Here is a 17,507-nt window from a genome sequence, read left to right as displayed (position 1 = left end):
ATGAAAACATTCAACCCCTTAGGGTTGTTCAGAGGAATGCTACTTCTTGGTAGCATTCTTTTCTGTTCTAACCTTTTTGCACAAACAACTATTGAGCTTCAACAAGCCAGAGTAAAGTTGGACATCAATGAACAATGGTCTTTTTACCGAGGTGAAAAAGATGAGAAAGTGGTCTCTTCTACTTCATTTGACGATTCAAATTGGGAAGTAGTCAACGTACCTCATAGTATGAAACTCTCTTCTAATGAGTTAGACAATTGTACTGATTCTTCTTTTCAAGAAACTTTCCACCGTTATATTGGGTGGTATAGAAAGCAATTGAAAATTGAGGCTAATCCAAGTCAAAAAATATTTTTGGAGTTTGAAGGGGCTCACCAACACACTAAACTTTGGGTAAATGGCAAATATGTTGGTGAGGATATGGTAAGTGGTTTTACACCATTCCATTTTGATGTTACTGATTTTGTTCATAAAGATGGAAAACCGAATACAATTGTATTAAGTGTAGATAATAGATTAAATCCGAATATTCCACCTGATGGTGATCGTAGGGACTACATCCTATTCAGTGGACTTTATAGAGATGTTTATCTAGTAGTCAAAAATCCTTTGAATATCACATTCAACTGGGAAGATAAATATGCGGGAATCTTTATTACAACTCCAACAGTATCAAAAAATAATGCTACTGTTAATATTAGATCTACTGTCAGAAACGAACAAAATACAGCTGTTTCAGCTAAAGTTGAACAAAGAATTATTGATAAAGATGGATATGTAATTGCAAAAGCAATTGATCAACATCAGGTTGGTCCTAATAGTGATCATACGTTCCAGCAAACTACTGGTATCACTGAAAATCTTCATTTATGGTCTATTGATGATCCATATTTATACAGAGTACAGACTTTAGTATATCAAGACAATCAATTGATGGATATGGTAGAGAACCCATTAGGGATAAGAAGGTTTGATTTTATAGATGGAAAAGGTTTTCTATTAAATGGTGAGCCTGTAGAACTAATTGGAGTGAATAAGCACCAGCAATATCCATTTGTAGGTGATGCGGTAGCTAACAGTTTACACCGAAAAGATGCTGAACAATTAAAAGAAACAGGTTATAACGTGGTCCGTTTGGCACACTATCCTCATGACAACTCATTTGTTGAAGCTTGTGATGAATTAGGTATTTTATTGATTGAAGAAGCTCCATCATGGATTCATTTTGTTGAAGGTGAATGGTTTGACAACCTTGAAGAAGCTACTCGAATCATGATTCGCAACCACAGAAATAATCCTTCAATTTTGATGTGGAGCGGTGGTCTGAATCATAGAGGTCCAGTAGAAAGATTACACTATGCTTGTAAGGAAGAAGATCCTACAAGAATGACAGGTTCAAATGGTGCCCCTTGGACGGGACCTGTGCATTCGGGTATTTGTGACATCTATACTCCAATGGATTATCAAAATATGCCTGTTACTGAAAATGATTTTTCTTTCTTATGTGAGCATGGTTCTTCTTATGATGCATTAAAAAATCAATTTGAAGTTTCTAAATCCAAAGCTTCTGCCAATCGATTTGGCGTAGCAGTTTGGACAGCACATGATTATTTTTCATTCCAAAAAGATTGGGGAATGCAACCAAGAAGACCTTTCTCATTCTATAGAGTTCCTAACCCTGTAAACTTCTGGTATAAGTCAGAAATGACAACAACTCCAATGGTCTACATCGGAGATGAGAGAGCTAGTCGAGACAACAAAGTGGTGGTGTTCAGTAACTGTGATGAAGTTGAACTTTATAACGATAGAAAATTGGTAGCCAAGCAAAAACCAGATGATGATCCTAATAGAAGCCACTGTAATTCTCCTTCTTATACATTTATTTTAAATGAAGAAAAAGGAGATTTAAAGGCAAAAGGATTTATCAGAGGTGTTGAAGTAGTTGATTATACATTAAACAAATATGGAAAGGCTTATCAACTGAAATTAGAAATTGAGGAACAAAATGCTCCTATCCTTGCGAGTGGTTCTGACATGAGGATGGTAAGAGCTTATATTTTGGATAAAGATGGAAACCATGTCGTGAACAATGAATCTATGGTTTCGTTTAAGATCGAAGGTGAAGGAATTTTGGTTGGTGATGCCGAAATAGGTGCCAATCCAAATAAGGCTTATTGGGGTACTGCTTCTATTGTTTTAAGGTCTACATTACAAGAAGGCACTTTCAAAATCACAGCCAAGGCGAAAGGTTTAAAGTCTTCTGTTATTGAAGGTAAAACAATAGCTTACAACAAAGATATCCGTCAACAAAAAATCAAAGACGCATTTAATTATCCAATTGTAAAAGTAGATATGGGTGCTGATGACCAACTATTACAATTCGGTTGGAACCGTTGGGACGGTACTTCAAAATCTTCTTACACTTTAGAGGATTATAAAGCAGAAGTAACTGTTAGTGCTAAAAAAGGAAAGTTAGAATGGAATACTGCATTTGGCTTATTGGGGAATCAACCTTACTTAGCTATGGATGCTGTAAAAGTAAAAGGTGATGATCAATTGGATGTCACTTTCAAAAGCTTACCAAAAGGAACTTATGAAATTGTAACCTACCACCACTCTATCAAAGTCTTAGCGAAGTTGAAAGGAACTGCAATTTTGGAGAAGAAATTAAACACTTACCAAATTGTTGCGGATGATAGCAAGGGAAAGAGAACCGTTGTTCATGCTATTGAACCTACAAGCGGTACAAAATTAGGCAACCTCTATCCTGCTAAAGCGAAATTCTTGATTTACTCAGATGGCAAAGGAGATGTGAGATTGACCTTGCAAAACCACGCTCAGGATGTTCCTGTAGTATTAAATGGTTTTGAATTAAGACAAGTAAAATCAAATGCTCACGCAAAAGAATTATAAAAGACATAACATTGGATGACTTTTATCTTCATCCAATTTAATACGATAATAGTAATAATATTTCATTTCATAAAAATGTGTTTCCCTCTTAGACTTTTAGACTAAGAGGGATTTTTTTATACAGCAAATTTTCATTTAAAGCTTCTTTACTAAACAATAAGTTGTATGTCCTTTAGGGTAATCAGCTAATTCACCGTACACTTTATAACCTTGCTGTTCATAAAAAGGCCGTGCTTGAAAGCTCAAAGTCTCCGTTCTCATATATTCAAAGCCATTTTCAATTGCATACCGTTCCGCTGATGAAATCAATTGGCTTCCTACTCCCATTCCTCTAGCCTCTTTTGAGATCCACAATAACTCTATTATACAGTAATTCCAAAATGCACACGCTCGAATACCTCCTAAAACATTGCCTTGATTATCTTTTACAAAAACAGCAAACTTAGTATCTTGTTCAAATACAACCTCATTCGAAATATATTCTTGATTATAACTTTGAATACCCTCACTTATCGTTTTTAAATCTTCAGCTTTAGGGTTTGAAGTGACCTCAATTTTCATTGAATTAATGGTTTCAGTTTAAAAAAATACTACATATTATGATTGATCAAAACTATTACTTTCTCTTTTGGAGATAATAGAAAAAAGTCAACATTCAAATCTCCAAGATGATTGAAAGCATAATATGATCCTTCTGACTGTGCTAAGTTCCTTACAAAAGAGATATATTTCATCATTTCTTCATCAAAACTTCGTCCATGACCTAAAGAATGTTTTAGAAATTGAACTTCTGAATTTATAACAGGTGTTCTATACCATTTATGTCTATTCCAGTTCCCTCTATACTCGAGCTCCTTCGGGAAATTAGTAAAAAATTGTTGATCAGGATCTTCAAAATACATCGCGGTTTCCCAATCAAATTCATAAATATCAATAGTGTAACCTTCTCCTCTGACTCCAAATTCATCATAAGAAAACACCTTCCAACTCCAAAATTCTTTACCAGTTAGAAGTTCAGCCTTATCTTTTATATAGAAGTTCTTTGATAGAGGGAATAATCTAAGGTTCCATAAAATAACAACCACCAATGAGAAGAATAAAGAGATGTTTATAATGAACGACATCGTATTTCTTCTTCTATAGTGTTGAATAATTTTATAAATCCAAAAGGCTATACTAAAGAAGAATACAAGAAAGACGATTAAATAAAAAATCATAGTAATGAATATTGAAACTCATCTTTGAAAAGAAAACCCCGAAAAAACCTTTAAAGAAATTTTCGGGGTATAAATAATAAAATTTTTATTGCGAATATTATTTCGATCGAATAATAAATGTAATTCTACCTGTTGTGATACTTTGGATATTAGTATCTGCATCAGTTGGTTCAAATGTTAGTTCAGCCACGGCTTCTCTGTACTGATCTACTACCTGTTTTGTGACTGACCTGTAAATTGTCTTTACAGAAATAACTTCGCCAAAATCATCTATCTGAATCTCAAAAATAATCTTACCGGTTTCTCTGGAGCTATCATCTACTTCAGGAGGATCAATCCAGTTCCAACCTGGCATATCTAATGCAGTTCCTCCAGCACCACCAGCAGATTCTAAAAGTGCATCTGCGTTTAGAGTACCTTTCTTACTCCCTTGATCACCTTTTGCTCCTTCTACATTTCCATTATTATTTTCTTTGGGAGTTGATGAATTTCCATCTCCTCCTTCAGGCTTTTTCAATAATGTTCCCGTGACTGGAGTATTGATTTTGGGAACTTCCTTTTTTTCTGGAACCACTTTTTTCTCTTCAACAGGAGCTTTCTCCTCCACCTTTTCTTCCTTCGGTTGAATGGTTTCTTTTGTTGTTTCCACACTTTCTTCCACTGGTGCATCCGTTACAGCAGGTGGTGTAGGATCAACTTCTTCCACTGGAGTAGGTTCTGGTGTTGTTTCAGCCGGAATTGGCTCCTCAACAACTTCTTCTACCACTTCCTCCACGGGTTGTTCCACTGTCTCTGTTTCTGGAGTCGGTTTTGGTTCTTCAATCGACTCGCTCTCTTCAGTTGAAGGAGCTTTTGATTGAACATCTCCACTTCCTGCATCATCCAAACCGAAATTCACTTCTATACCGTATTGAGGAATAGGAGGATCTGGTGGAGACCAAACCACAGTAAACCAAGCAAAGACACCTAAAATCACTACAGATATTAATGTTATCAATAGTGATAGGTTTCTATTCTTGCGTTCCTGCTTTTTTTCTTGTTCCGTTTTCTTCATGGCAAAACTATTTTCCTACCGAAGAAGTCGGTGTAGTGGCGATGGATACTTTAGCTTTAAGTGCCGTTGCAATACCTGCTACGTTTACAAGATGTTGCACAGGTACATCTTTATCTACCGTTAAAACAACAACACCTTCTTGTTTTGCAGGCAAAACTGCCTTCAATTCATCTTCTAGAAAAGAAAGAGGTACTTCTACCTCATTCACATAATAATGCAGATCTTTTGTAATACTCACATACACTTTAGGCATTACTTTTTTTGATGCTTTACTACTTGGTACAGCAATTGGTAAGCCGGAAGGAGTTACAAAGTTAGAGGTCAACATAAAAAAGACTAACAATAAAAAGATCATGTCAGTCATAGAGGACATGTTGAAAGTAGGGTCGATTTTATTTTCAGGTTTTAATCCCATAGTCCTCTAGTTTGGTGATTGTAATAGTTCAATAAAATCAATCGTCACCACTTCCATTTTATGTACAACATCTTCTATTTGACGTACTAAATAGTTGTAAGAAACATAAGCAAAAATACCTACTGCCAAACCACCTGCCGTTGTAATCATAGCTTCATAAATACCAGATGATAGCAACTTAGGACTTACTGACCCTTCTTCTTGTGAAATGGCAATAAAGGCGTTGATCATACCGATTACAGTACCAAAGAAACCAATCATTGGTGCCGCACCTGAAATCATACCTACCATACCCACATTTTTTTCTAACTTATATAATTCAATCTTCGCTACGTTCTCAATACTTTTCTCAATTGTATTCAGATTAGAAGAAATATGTTTTAAACCTGTCTCCAACATTTTTCCCATTGGAGTAGTATCTCTAGCACAATATTTTTTAGCGGCTTCAATATCTCCTTTCAAAACTTGTGCTTTTACTTTATCAAGTAATAAAGTTGGATCTTTTTTGGCCTTTCGAATCGTTAGTACTCTATTCGCTAAAATATACATGGCAAGAATAAATAATACCCCAAGGATAACCATAGTAATTCCTCCTTTTTCTAGAAGTTGAAACAATGATACACTCTCTTCAAATGTACCTTGCATTCCTTGTTCGGGCATTTCTGTGCCTTGTAAAATCGATAAAAAATTCATGATTTATTGTTAGTGTTTTATTTCGACATAAATATGGATAATGAAAATGATTTGGAAATTAATTTCTCCAAATCCATGCACCTTTAAACTTAGACTGTGCATGAGGCAGTTCTTCTTTTGCATCTTGATGAGAATTAAATCCTTTCAAGGCTACTCTATATTTTCCTTTGGATACTATAATTCCTACATGCTCAAAACCTTTCTTTTCAGCCTGTGACACTGCCAATTCAGCTTTGGCCTTATCACCAAAAGAAGAGATAACAATATGATAATTACCATTTCTTGAAGCAACTGACTGAGGTTTTTCCTCTTCAACAACTATTTCAGCTTCTTCCACTACGGTTTCTTCTACAGTTGTCGTTGTACTTTCCCCCGTCTCTTCTTCCGTTACTGTTGTTTCTTTTACAACCTCTCCTTCATTTGTACCTTCTACTTCAATCACCTCTTCTTGCGTGATTTCTTCTTGAGGAGTTTCTGAAGATGGTTTCAGGAAATAATATCCTCCAGCAGTCAGAATAATAATTACTGGTATTGCAATAAACAACCAAATAGGTCTTTTGGCCGGTGGTTCCTCTTCATACTGATTGTATTCTTCCTCCTCTTCTTCAATCTCATCTTCCATCAAAGGAGTTGCCGTGATTTTAGGTAAACCAAAACTTTCTGGTGTGATATTACTTTCATTTCTCTGACGGAAAATTATCTCTTCACTATCATCCTGAATAAAATACCCAAGATCTCCAATCGGCGCCGTCTCACCATCTTCCAATCTTTGCTGAAGATTAGCCACAAACATACTCACCTGAATCGCTACTTCATCTTCATCCAAATCTTCCGTTTTGGAGATATATACCACCAATGAGTACATCTCAACATCATCCTCAGATTTTGAAAAGGAGATGGTAACATGTGGAGGTTTTATGATATTTCCTGAAGGAGAAACTTCCGCACCACTTTCCTCAGACCAAAATGTACCTAGATCTGGAACAACTACAACACCCCAATCAAGGAGAGCATTTTTAATAGCATCAGCAATCATGCAACAATTTTCTTTACAACACTATTACTCAGTAGAATCACTCACATGTTGGTATAAAGTAATAGAGTTTATTGTATTAATTTTGTAATTCGATTGATAATTTAGCCATTTAGGGAATAAAAACCATAAAAAACGACTGAAATTAAACCTTTATAAGACTAAAAACGGTAACCTACACCTGCCATCAATTGGAATCCTTTCACATTGTATCGGTAATAATTCTCATAAGTTTGAGCAAAAAGATTATTAACCAATACAAAAGCATCCAAATTTTCATTGATATTATACTGAGCAGATAGGTTTAAATCAAAGATCATTGGGAGTGAAATTGTTTTCTGTTCAGCAGTCTGAGCATCTACCTCCAAGGCCTTCAAACCAATCTTATTATAAATATCTGCTTTAAAAGTCCAGTTTGAAAGATACTTATAGGCTACAGAAACATTGTTAACGGCAAGAGGTTTATGATAAGGATCCGAGATCAAATCATCACTGATCGAATACATATTCCAGTTTGTAGATGCTGTAACCATCCATTCACGCTGGGTCCAAGACCCTGCAACATTCACATTGAAAACACCTGTATTTCCCTCTGTCGCATAAGCCATTAAGAACCTTGAAACATCTGTAGGATCATTGATGAAAAATCCCATATTTTGGACTACAGCATATCCTATACTGCCTCTTATCCCAACATCTCCACCTACAATGGCATCAGCACCTAATCTCACATCAATTAATCGGTTTTCATGCAACAAAGTTAAATCATTACTCACCCATGGGTTTTCATTGGTCAACGATTTATAATCAACAAGATTTAAATCACCCTTGATTTCTAAAAATGCGGCCAATTCATCTTCTGAAATCGTATATTCTACAAAAACATCAGGATAGAAATAAAAGTTTTTATCATAAGAAATGGTATCAGCACTGTAAGCTATTTTTGCTCCCGCTTTAATATACCACTCATCAAAATTAGCCTCGTAAACACCTCCAAATTTCATCCAGCTTCTGTTTAATTCAATAGCCTGATCTGTGGTTGACTGATTTTTATATTGATTGAATGCACCAATAAGGTTTAAATGAATTTTAGCGTCATTCAATAACTCATACTCACCATGAATATCAACTCCAATTTCCAATTCATTAGCATCAAATTTATCAGAAGTATAATCAAAGAATAAATCTCCTTTTAGCGAATAGCTATTTCCTGTAAGATAAGATGGCATTTCATGGCCAACTTTTAAGCTAATATTATTAATGATTTGTTTGATACTATCTTGACTAATCTGTGTTTCATCTCCTTCAGCACCATAAAAATGGGTCCCTACTCTATCATAACCAACTGAAAAAGAAGACGTACCATAATCTGAAAAATACTTACCGAAACCATCAACCGCATTATGGCTTCCCGCAGAAAGTTTCCTAGAAACACTGCCCTCTTGTGAAGAACGATGTAAAAAGTTTACTCCATAATCAAAATCAGGATTACGATTACTATTCAAACCACCTTCAATGTAAGGAGTAATAAAATTACCATACCCTACTCTGATGTATTTGCTGTAATATTTCTTTTCTTCATGATCATCAATTACGGCTGGCAATTGCTTAGGTAATGAATCATTCAAGTTCATCCCAATTAATTCCAACTCATAATTTTGAGGTGAAGGTTTTACTTTCTTTTCAATTCTTTGGATTTTATCGTATTCCCTGCCCATGGTCTGCAGTTCATAGCTTGAGTTTTTCTCAATCACAACCTCAGCATTATCAAGATTGGAGTTATCATTGTTTTGGGCCATCAGAGGAGTACCAATCAGGAGACAAAAAGCGAAAATTATATATCTATTAAAGTTCTTCATTTTCTTAGTTGGACGGTTGTTGGTTACTTGCATTCTCTTTCAATTCTTCCAATTCTGCAATTCTTCTCTTTGCAAACTCTTTGTCCACTGAAGAAGAAGTAAAATTATAAATGGATTCTAGTGTTGCTTTTGCTTGATAAAAATCTTCTAAACTGATATAATTTTCAGCTATCAACAAATAAGCTTTACTGGTCCAATCTGTGTAACTTGCAAATCTTTTCTGAACATCAATCAATGCCGTTGTACTTTGATCAATCCCTGTTTTTAAAACCTCTTTTGAAGTCTCGTTTTTCAAGGCTTTGGCTCTTAAAGTATATCCCACAAAATATTGAGCCTCAGCACCAATTTTTGAGCTTGCTTTTTGAGCTACTTCATCAAACAATGTCAACGCTTCATTCAATTTACCTTCTTGCAGATGTACTTTCGCAATGTATAATTCAGCCTCCAAAAGACTTCTTTTTACATTATTCTCAATGATTTTATCTGCATAAGCTCTAGTAGCTCCATAATCTTTCACTTCATAATTAGCTTTCATCAAACCAACATATACAGCCCATGAAGTAGATTTTCTAGTGGCTATTTTTTCTAGTTCCACAAATGTCACAATTGCGTCATCAAATTTCTCAGTCTGCAACTGCAACTCTCCAATATATCTTAAAGCTTTTTCTTTGGTCGGCATTTTCTGAACAATCTGAAAAGCTGTAATTGCTTTTTCTTTTTCATTCTTGAATTTATAAGCTACACCCAATGCAAAAGCCGCATCATCAGTATATTGAGAGTAAGGTGAATTATCAATAAACTGCTGTAAAGTGATGATGGCCTGATCGTAATCTTTATTTTGGTAAGGCTGAATAGCCAATTCATAATCACCTCTTAGTGTTGCTGTACTTTCCGGATTGGCCTCTTTGAATTTCGTTTGATAGTTACTGATTTCACTTACCGCATACCCACTAGAATTGATATCTTGCAATGCTGTAATTGAGGCTTCCGCATATTGTGAAGTAGGATCTGTGTCAATCACTTCTTTATAATCCCTTTCTGACGAAGACATCTCACCTTCTAATTGAAAACATAAAGCTCGCTTTGCCAAACTAGGAATGTAAACCGCAGTGTTTTTGTATCTATTGATGATTTGTGTGAAACTCTTGATTGCTTCTGCATTTCGATCTTCTTCCGCATACACCAAACCAATTTGATAATAAGCTAATGGGGCAAAAGTAGAACTCTTATAATCATTTCCTACTTTTTGATACAAACGAATGGCATTATCCAGTTGCCCTAATGCTTTATAATTCTGAGCCATTTGATAGTTGACATAATCCAATTCATCCACCCCAGAAGAAATGGCCATATTATAAGAACGGATGGCCACTTTATAATTTTGAAGTCCGAAATAACAATCTGCTCTTCTCAACATCGCTTCACCTATTTTCTCTCTCGACTCAATATTTCTTCCCTTATTGATATAATCCGTTAAATCATTGATGGCTAACTCATATTCTTCATCAGCATAATTTGCATAACCTTTACCAAATAAACTAGGTACGTAAAACTGAGAGCTTACAGGAACTTTATTATAGGATAGAACAGCGGAGTCATAAACTTCTAAGAAAGAATATGCCTCTCCCAACCAATAATTGGAGGCATTCAATAAGTCTTCATTAATTGGAAAACGTTGTGATTTCAGTAAGTAATTAATTGCTCCCCTCCAATCATCATCATTTGCATTTTCCACTGACTTATTAAAAGCAGCCTCTTGATATGCACGTCTTGTATCTACATTGACATAAGACATTTTATCAAACATCTCAAGTGCTTTTGTGTAATCACCTGAGTTTACATAAGCCACCTGAAGCAAATGATCTATCTCGTCTTTTTTTCCTGAATTTGGAAAATAGGCCACAAAGAAGTCACAAGCGTCAGGTACTTGAGTATACAACCCCACATCAAAAAGAACTTTGATATAATTATAAGCCGCTAGTTCTTGCAACTCTTTATTAAAAGTTAAATATCTTGATTGTTCAAAAGCCAAAAGGGCCTTATCCTTTTCTCCTATCGACAAGGAAGTTACCCCAAGATCATAAGACGCTACTTGTGCTAACTCGTCCTTCTCGTCGGCTGCTATTGATAAAGGTTGAATGGCTTCATGATAAAGTTTCATCTTAAATTTAGAGAAACCGATCTGATAAGCTGTCACTCTATCGATAGCTTGAATTGGAACTTCAGACATATAAGCATCAAAATAAAAAAGGGCCTTATCATAATTGTGCTTCTTATAATACACTTTACCAGTAAATAAAAATGCATCTGGTGGCAGATGAATACCTGATTCTTTGGCCTCATTGACCATTTCTAGCATTTTATTCTCTTGCCCTGTTTTATAATAAGCAATTGGCAACAAAGCATAGGCATGAGTTCTAATAGAAGGATCTGTTGTTGACTTTTCAAGATCAGCAATTGCTGCTTCAAATTCTCCTTTATCAAACTCTATATATCCGGCATAATAACTCGCTTTTAAAGCATAAGCATGAGTTCCTCTTTTTATGATCTGAAAAAGTTTATTAGCTTCATCAATATTCCCTTGGTCAAAATTTGAATAAGCGGCCTGATAAGCTACTCGAACATCATCATCATCAAAGAAATCAAATAGTGGATCCTTATTAAAAGCTTCTAATGCTTTGGCATATTCACCTTTTTCAAAATAATATCCTCCCAACACCTTGTAAGCTTTATTAGAAAAAGGGTGAACAGGGTATTGATTGACAAAGTCAACGATCTGTCTTTCAGCATCAGGGTGTTGTAATTCAAGATTACAAACTGCTATATAATAGGCTGTTTCGATACATTTTTCATCTTCACCACAATGTTTTTGTTGAAAACGAGAAAGATACCTTCTAGCTGCAGAAAAATTGTTCTCATTAAATAAAACAATTCCTTTATTAAACAGTTTAACCTCATCAGAAAAATATAATGACTCTTGTGCCATTGAAGGTACAAATGAAAAGGTTGACAGTAATAAAATTAGAATCCTGAAGCTCTTTTTTAGACAATTGATCATTGCTTTAAAAAATATATTTTTAGGGTTTATCTTTTTTTTGTAATTCAATGGAGTGGATACAAAATAGATTTTACTATTAATTTAAACAAAAATGAATATTATAATAGTTTATTAAAAGTTTTATAAGTATTCATTTATGCAGAATACTTTATAAAACATAAAAATAGGGCCAAAAAAGGCTATTTTGTGAAATTAAAGAGTGAAGTTTAATGCATTATCCTACTTGAATCATGCATCTTAAATATAATGCTATTATCTTCGCGGTTCGTTGATAGTTCACACAAGCTCTTATTATCAATCGGTTAAATCAACAATTATCAAACTATACATTAATTTTTTATAAATATGTCGATTAATAGATTTTTTTAATATGATTTTGTAAAAAAATAAGTAGCTTTGATATAAAATTTAATATTAGAGTGAAGTGTGGGATTATCCACTTCATTATAAAACTAAATGAACATTTAACACTTCGTGTGTAAACACTAAAAGTGTAAGACACAATTTAAAAGATTATGCAAAAACTTAAGATTGCAATCCAAAAGTCAGGAAGGTTGAGTGATGGGTCACTTAACTTAATCCGTCAATGCGGAATCAAAATTCCTAGAATGAAGGGAGCTTTAAAAGCGGAAGCGAGTAATTTCCCTCTAGAATTTTTATTCCTAAGAGACGATGACATTCCAGGATACGTCCAAGATGGCGTAGCTGACCTTGGCATTGTCGGTGCCAACGAGGCTGTTGAAAAAGACAAAAACGTTGACACTATCCATCATCTTGGGTTTTCAAAATGTCGACTTTCAATCGCTATACCTAAAGAACAAGAATACAATGATATTCAAGATTTAGACGGTAAAAGTATCGCTACTTCTTACCCAAAAATCTTAGGAGATTTCTTAACTGAAAAAGGTGTAAACTGTGATATTCATGAGATCTCAGGGTCTGTGGAGATCGCTCCAAATATTGGTTTGGCTGACGCTATCTGTGATTTAGTAAGTACAGGTAGTACGTTAATGCAAAACAACTTGAAAGAAGTAGAAAGCATCTTCAAGTCGGAAGCATTATTAATTGCCACTCCTGGTCTTTCTGAAGAGAAAAAAGAAATTATTGATCAGTTGATGTTTAGAATTAATGCTTTACAAACAGCTGACAACAACAAATACATTCTTTTGAACGCTCCAAAAGAAAACTTGGACACGATCTTAAATTTATTACCTGGAATGCGTAGCCCTTCTATCCTTCCTTTGGCAGATGAAGATTTCGTTTCTGTTCACACAGTGATTGCAGAAGATGATTTCTGGTCAAAAATTGAAGAACTGAAAGCTGCTGGTGCTGAAGGTATTCTTGTTGTTCCAATCGAGAAGATGATTTTATAAAAATTAGTTTTGAAGTTATGATGGGCTAAACCTGCTCATCATAACTTCTTTTTATTCTATCATACTTCTCTTCTAAATGAAGACGAAATATGAAATTATATAAAAACCCCTCAAGAGAAAGCTGGTCTGAGTTACTATTAAGACCCGCAATGAGCATTGAGGAAATTGAAAAACAAGTACAGCCTATCTTAAAAGCTGTACAAAATGAAGGTGATGCTGCTTTACGTGCTTTTTCTTTACAATTTGACAGAGCAGATATTGATTCTTTTTTAGTAAGTAATGAAGAATTTGAAGAAGCCGAAAAACTAGTTGCTCCAGAACTAAAAGAATCTATTTCAATCGCCATTGAAAACATCACAAAGTTTCATGCTGCCCAAAAAACAGAAACTTTGAAAGTAGAGACTATGAAAGGGATCCAATGCTGGAGAAAAAGCGTTCCCATTCAAAAAGTAGGTCTTTACATCCCAGGTGGTACTGCTCCTTTATTTTCTACAGTAATTATGATTGGTGCTCCAGCACTTATCGCTGGCTGTGAGGAGGTATTCTTATGCACACCTCCAAACTCTGAAGGAAAAATCCACCCTGCCATATTATATGCTGCAAAGAAAATTGGATTGACCAAAGTATTTAAAGTAGGTGGTGCTCAAGCTATTGCTGCCATGACTTACGGTACTGAAAGTATCCCAAAAGTCTCAAAAATATTTGGACCTGGTAACCAATATGTTACCGCCGCTAAGCAGTTAGCCACTAAAGAGGGTATTGCTATTGATATGCCTGCTGGCCCATCTGAAGTATTGGTTTGGGCTGATGACACAGCACATCCTTCATTTATTGCTGCTGATTTATTATCTCAAGCAGAACATGGTACAGACAGCCAAGTAATTTTAGTTTCTTCGTCTGAAGAGACAATCCGTAAGACGGAAGAGGAATTAGAGAAACAATTAGCAGTTTTACCTCGTCAAGAAATTGCTAGAAAAGCATTAAACAACAGCAGAAGCTTCTTGATTGAAGACGAAGCTACTGCTTTGGATCTTGTCAATGAATATGCTGCAGAACACTTGATCTTATCTCTGAGCAATGCTGAAGAGGTTGCAGAGAAGATTATCAACGCAGGTTCTGTGTTTGTGGGGCATTACACTCCTGAATCTGCAGGAGATTATGCTTCTGGCACCAACCACACTTTACCAACTTATGGTTACGCAAAAAACTATTCTGGTGTATCTTTAGATAGTTATTACAGAAAAATCACTTTCCAAAAGATTGACAAAGAAGGTTTGAAAACACTTGGACCACATGTTGAAAGAATGGCCGCTGCAGAAGAATTAGATGCTCATAAAAATGCCATTACAGTAAGATTAAAAGAATGCTAAGACATTTCATTTATAAATAAAAAAAACCTTCTCAATTGAATTGAGAAGGTTTTTTTATAATCCATACTTTTTTTTAAATCTTAGCTTTCACCTTAGGTCTTAATTTTTCAAGTAGAATAATCACTTCTGCTTTATCCTGTAAAAAATTATCAACTCTACTGTGTACTAGTTTGTTTCTTGTATCAATATCTAAACTATCCAGATCTTTATCATCCCCTATCACATTTTCACCATCTACATACTCTTCATATAAAAGCATTCCATCGAAACGGACAATTTTAAAGTGAAGGATAGAAGAATTTAGGTCATCTCCGGATAACTCTGCACTAAATGTATCCAACTTGAGTGGCTGAGAATAAGTCAACTCATATTTTTTCATATACAATACGTCTTCAGCAAGCGATTCTTCAATCGCTTCCTCGTCACAACTACTAAATAGTAGCAGTAAAAATAATCCGTATATGAAATTTTTTATTGACATGTAATCTCTATTCATTTATCGTGTTACAAATATAGGACTTTTTTACGTTTAATTTTAACTATTTTTCAACTTTTGTTAAAGGGGTCTAAATAGACTTGTTAACTATTCCTAATACAAGGAATTAATATTTAATCAATCCAAATATTTTAAGTATTCTTCACTAATCCTAGACAACACGATTTACCAAAATGTACGAATATAATCTGATTTTATTTCAAAAAATTGACAATTAACTGTCCTACAAAACCATCATTACCCCAAAAAGGACAAGAAAAACATGGGAGATTAAAATCAAGAATTTTGTAAAATGAAAACACATGTACTTGTACACTCTTACTATAAGTATAGAAATACTCCAAAAAATTAAAGGGGTAAAAAACCGTTAGCCTATAAAATTCAAACACAAAAAAAGCATTGATATTTCTACCAATGCTTCTTGTTAGTACCTGGGGTGGGACTCGAACCCACACGAGCAAAGCTCACAAGATTTTGAGTCTAGCGTGTCTACCAATTCCACCACCCAGGCGGAAATAAAAAAACAATCGTAGTACCTAGGGTGGGACTCGAACCCACACGAGCAAAGCTCACAAGATTTTGAGTCTAGCGTGTCTACCAATTCCACCACCTAGGCAAATTGTTTTTTAATTTCTTCAATATGGACAAAATGTACTTGAGGTGGGACTCGAACCCACACGAGCAAAGCTCACAAGATTTTGAGTCTAGCGTGTCTACCAATTCCACCACTCAAGCGAAAATATAAAAAAATGAACGTAGTACCTAGGGTGGGACTCGAACCCACACGAGCAAAGCTCACAAGATTTTGAGTCTAGCGTGTCTACCAATTCCACCACCTAGGCGGTTCATTCTATATTTCGTACATGCTTTTCGTTTAAAGCGATGCAAATATGCAAGGTTAATTTATAGAAAACAAACAGTAAATACCCTAAAAAGAAAATCTTTTATTAATCCCTTGAATCATAGGTAGAAATTCTTGAAATAATAAATGTAAACTTACAATAGAGCCAAATAAAAGAGGGACAAACAATAAATGTACAGGCATTTTTAGTGTATTACTTCAAGATTAACCTATCAGTTTTTTACTAAATCAGCCCCTTTGTAGAGCGAAAAGAAAATAATATTACTAAAATCAGTACTGACTTTTCTCCCTCTGCCCCTCTCTTATTTCTAATAATTAATCCTCCCAGGTTTCTTTCAGACTGGAAAGGTAATTATAATCTGTTAAATCTATTTTTGTAGGAACAATACTTCCGTAATTATTTTCAATTGCAAATTCATCCGTTTCCTCAGAAGTATCAGGGTTAACAAACTTACCGGTCAACCAAAGGTACTTTCTTCCACTAGGGTTCACCCTTTCATCAAACTGCTCATGCCATCTTCCTTTTGCCTGTCTTCCTACTTTCATACCTTTAATAGGTTCTCCATTGTATTTTGGAAAATTGACATTTAAGGCCGTACCTTGTGGTAAACCGTTTTCAAGTACAGACAATGCTACTTTCTTCACCCATTCTCTAGTATGTTCAAACTCTGCATCATAGCTATAATCACAAACACTAAAGCCTACGCTAGACAATCCTTCTATTGTTCCTTCTAAGGCTGCCGACATTGTACCTGAATACAAAACACTTACTGAAGTATTACTACCGTGATTCACTCCACTAACTACCAAATCTGGTTTTTTAGGCAGAATATGATTTTTAGCCAACTTTATACAGTCGGCTGGAGTCCCAGAACATTGGTAGGCTTCAATACCCCAATCGCTGAACAAGTCTGATTTATGATATCTTAATGGATCTTCAATTGTAATGGCGTGACCTTGACCTGACTGAGGACTGTCTGGAGCAACAATCACCACTTCCCCTAGTTCACGCATTATATCTGCTAAAAATTTAATTCCTTTTGATGTTATTCCATCATCATTAGAAATCAGAATTAAAGGTTTCATAAGTTTTTTTTGTTTTAATAAAAGCATCTCATCTTTCACGATAGATGCTTAAAAAAGGGCTATTGATTTAACAGCCCT

General features: G+C 35.0%; 13 protein-coding genes and 4 tRNA genes. 3 read left to right on the top strand and 14 right to left on the bottom strand.

What is annotated here, in order from left to right; translation table 11 throughout:
* Window positions 1-2,913: a glycoside hydrolase family 2 TIM barrel-domain containing protein gene (locus AVL50_RS10680; protein WP_062616486.1), complete on the top strand. Its 2,913-nt coding sequence runs from the start codon at window positions 1-3 to the stop codon at window positions 2,911-2,913.
* A 135-nt stretch (window positions 2,914-3,048) separates the two neighbouring features.
* Here AVL50_RS10680 and AVL50_RS10675 read toward each other — a convergent pair whose 3' ends face one another.
* The 8 genes from AVL50_RS10675 to AVL50_RS10640 all read right to left on the bottom strand — a co-directional run bounded on the left by AVL50_RS10675 (window position 3,049) and on the right by AVL50_RS10640 (window position 12,170).
* Window positions 3,049-3,474, bottom strand: coding sequence for an N-acetyltransferase (locus tag AVL50_RS10675; RefSeq protein WP_062616485.1), 426 nt, complete (start codon window positions 3,472-3,474; stop codon window positions 3,049-3,051).
* 29 nt (window positions 3,475-3,503) lie between these two features.
* Window positions 3,504-4,037, bottom strand: coding sequence for a hypothetical protein (locus AVL50_RS10670; protein WP_157491266.1), 534 nt, complete (start codon window positions 4,035-4,037; stop codon window positions 3,504-3,506).
* A 190-nt stretch (window positions 4,038-4,227) separates the two neighbouring features.
* Window positions 4,228-5,184: a hypothetical protein gene (locus AVL50_RS10665; RefSeq protein ID WP_062616483.1), complete on the bottom strand. Its 957-nt coding sequence runs from the start codon at window positions 5,182-5,184 to the stop codon at window positions 4,228-4,230.
* A gap of 7 nt (window positions 5,185-5,191) precedes the next feature.
* A complete protein-coding gene (locus AVL50_RS10660; RefSeq protein ID WP_044211903.1) occupies window positions 5,192-5,599 on the bottom strand; it encodes a biopolymer transporter ExbD in 408 nt (135 codons plus the stop codon).
* 6 nt (window positions 5,600-5,605) lie between these two features.
* Entirely contained in the window at window positions 5,606-6,292 is a 687-nt protein-coding gene (locus AVL50_RS10655; protein WP_253764272.1) for a MotA/TolQ/ExbB proton channel family protein, read from the bottom strand.
* 58 nt (window positions 6,293-6,350) lie between these two features.
* Window positions 6,351-7,328 carry an SPOR domain-containing protein gene (locus AVL50_RS10650; protein WP_062616482.1) on the bottom strand — a complete coding sequence of 326 codons (978 nt, stop codon included), beginning with the start codon at window positions 7,326-7,328 and terminating at the stop codon, window positions 6,351-6,353.
* 158 nt (window positions 7,329-7,486) lie between these two features.
* On the bottom strand, window positions 7,487-9,184 hold the full coding sequence (locus AVL50_RS10645; RefSeq protein ID WP_157491265.1) for a hypothetical protein: 1,698 nt from the start codon (window positions 9,182-9,184) through the stop codon (window positions 7,487-7,489).
* A gap of 4 nt (window positions 9,185-9,188) precedes the next feature.
* Window positions 9,189-12,170: a tetratricopeptide repeat protein gene (locus AVL50_RS10640; protein WP_062616480.1), complete on the bottom strand. Its 2,982-nt coding sequence runs from the start codon at window positions 12,168-12,170 to the stop codon at window positions 9,189-9,191.
* A gap of 587 nt (window positions 12,171-12,757) precedes the next feature.
* Between AVL50_RS10640 and hisG the strand changes: the two genes are divergently transcribed.
* Together hisG and hisD are read left to right on the top strand one after the other, a co-directional pair.
* A complete protein-coding gene (gene hisG, locus AVL50_RS10635; RefSeq protein WP_062616479.1) occupies window positions 12,758-13,615 on the top strand; it encodes an ATP phosphoribosyltransferase in 858 nt (285 codons plus the stop codon).
* Window positions 13,616-13,704: 89 nt separating this feature from the next.
* Entirely contained in the window at window positions 13,705-14,985 is a 1,281-nt protein-coding gene (gene hisD, locus AVL50_RS10630) for a histidinol dehydrogenase (protein ID WP_062616478.1), read from the top strand.
* A 73-nt stretch (window positions 14,986-15,058) separates the two neighbouring features.
* On the opposite strand, the gene AVL50_RS10625 is transcribed toward hisD, so the two are convergent.
* The 6 genes from AVL50_RS10625 to surE all read right to left on the bottom strand — a co-directional run bounded on the left by AVL50_RS10625 (window position 15,059) and on the right by surE (window position 17,429).
* Entirely contained in the window at window positions 15,059-15,466 is a 408-nt protein-coding gene (locus AVL50_RS10625; RefSeq protein ID WP_062616477.1) for a hypothetical protein, read from the bottom strand.
* Window positions 15,467-15,909: 443 nt separating this feature from the next.
* A tRNA-Leu gene (locus tag AVL50_RS10620) sits at window positions 15,910-15,992 on the bottom strand.
* A gap of 22 nt (window positions 15,993-16,014) precedes the next feature.
* Window positions 16,015-16,097: transfer RNA gene (locus AVL50_RS10615), tRNA-Leu, on the bottom strand.
* Between the two features lie 36 nt (window positions 16,098-16,133).
* Window positions 16,134-16,216 (bottom strand) — tRNA-Leu (locus AVL50_RS10610).
* Window positions 16,217-16,240: 24 nt separating this feature from the next.
* Window positions 16,241-16,323, bottom strand: a tRNA-Leu gene (locus AVL50_RS10605).
* 335 nt (window positions 16,324-16,658) lie between these two features.
* Window positions 16,659-17,429 (bottom strand): 5'/3'-nucleotidase SurE, encoded by a 771-nt coding sequence (gene surE, locus AVL50_RS10600; protein WP_062616563.1) that lies wholly within the window; start codon window positions 17,427-17,429, stop codon window positions 16,659-16,661.
* Between the last annotated feature and the right edge of the window lie 78 nt (window positions 17,430-17,507).

The organism is Flammeovirga sp. SJP92, assembly GCF_001583495.1.
GTDB lineage: Bacteria > Bacteroidota > Bacteroidia > Cytophagales > Flammeovirgaceae > Flammeovirga.
Note: the sequence above shows the minus strand (reverse complement) of the source record. Positions and strands in the feature narration are given on the sequence as shown.

Bases quoted from the DNA above. Each gene is read 5' to 3' on its own strand.
- AVL50_RS10680 (WP_062616486.1), top strand. From the start codon at position 1: ATGAAAACATTCAACCCCTTAGGGTTGTTCAGAGGAATGCTACTTCTT.
- AVL50_RS10675 (WP_062616485.1), bottom strand. From the start codon at position 3,474: ATGAAAATTGAGGTCACTTCAAACCCTAAAGCTGAAGATTTAAAAACG.
- AVL50_RS10670 (WP_157491266.1), bottom strand. From the start codon at position 4,037: ATGTCGTTCATTATAAACATCTCTTTATTCTTCTCATTGGTGGTTGTT.
- AVL50_RS10665 (WP_062616483.1), bottom strand. From the start codon at position 5,184: ATGAAGAAAACGGAACAAGAAAAAAAGCAGGAACGCAAGAATAGAAAC.
- AVL50_RS10660 (WP_044211903.1), bottom strand. From the start codon at position 5,599: ATGGGATTAAAACCTGAAAATAAAATCGACCCTACTTTCAACATGTCC.
- AVL50_RS10655 (WP_253764272.1), bottom strand. From the start codon at position 6,292: ATGAATTTTTTATCGATTTTACAAGGCACAGAAATGCCCGAACAAGGA.
- AVL50_RS10650 (WP_062616482.1), bottom strand. From the start codon at position 7,328: ATGATTGCTGATGCTATTAAAAATGCTCTCCTTGATTGGGGTGTTGTA.
- AVL50_RS10645 (WP_157491265.1), bottom strand. From the start codon at position 9,184: ATGAAGAACTTTAATAGATATATAATTTTCGCTTTTTGTCTCCTGATT.
- AVL50_RS10640 (WP_062616480.1), bottom strand. From the start codon at position 12,170: ATGGCACAAGAGTCATTATATTTTTCTGATGAGGTTAAACTGTTTAAT.
- hisG (WP_062616479.1), top strand. From the start codon at position 12,758: ATGCAAAAACTTAAGATTGCAATCCAAAAGTCAGGAAGGTTGAGTGAT.
- hisD (WP_062616478.1), top strand. From the start codon at position 13,705: ATGAAATTATATAAAAACCCCTCAAGAGAAAGCTGGTCTGAGTTACTA.
- AVL50_RS10625 (WP_062616477.1), bottom strand. From the start codon at position 15,466: ATGTCAATAAAAAATTTCATATACGGATTATTTTTACTGCTACTATTT.
- surE (WP_062616563.1), bottom strand. From the start codon at position 17,429: ATGAAACCTTTAATTCTGATTTCTAATGATGATGGAATAACATCAAAA.